This window comes from Brucella sp. TWI559 (genome assembly GCF_039674265.1).
Classification (GTDB): Bacteria; Pseudomonadota; Alphaproteobacteria; order Rhizobiales; family Rhizobiaceae; genus Brucella; species Brucella chromiisoli.
In genome coordinates this window covers 1-471 of record NZ_JBDJNE010000080.1, presented here as the reverse complement: position 1 = coordinate 471, position 471 = coordinate 1, and the positions used below count along the sequence as shown (strand labels likewise).

Sequence of the window (471 nt, the reverse complement as noted above, 5' to 3'; positions counted from 1 at the left end):
GAACCAGACAACCTTCTGATTGCTCATGCGATAGCGCAGGCGCACCGGAATGCGCACTTTCTCTCCCATAAAGAATGGGGCGATGGACAGAATGAATATGCCCGGCACTTTAACCGGCTGACCGTCAGCGCCCGTGTGGGTTTCTTCCCACTGAATCTGCCCTTCCCCAGACTGCAGCTTGGTTTCTGTCTTCACCTGCGAAGACACATTGACTTGCATTTTGCGTGACAGGTTAACCAGCTGCGACGGCAGCGCCACCGTGGTGTTGAAATCACGCTCAATGGTCGCAATTTCACCCTCCGTCGGTGAGGCAAGGTCAGGAATGCGATCTTCTAAAAAGATGGCAAAATCCTGCTGGCTCATCACCTCGCCGTCATTCTTAACCCAGAGTTTCCAGTCATCTGACAAGGGAAACTCATAATGGATACGATGCTGGCAGTTATCAGCATCTCCACCCGACAGATTGCGATG

1 protein-coding gene is annotated in these 471 nt (G+C 52.4%); it reads right to left on the bottom strand.

Going from position 1 to position 471, the window contains the following annotated elements; all coding sequences use genetic code 11:
• On the bottom strand, window positions 1-471 hold a 471-nt coding region (locus ABE530_RS19705; protein ID WP_499695735.1), incomplete at both ends, for a DUF2303 family protein.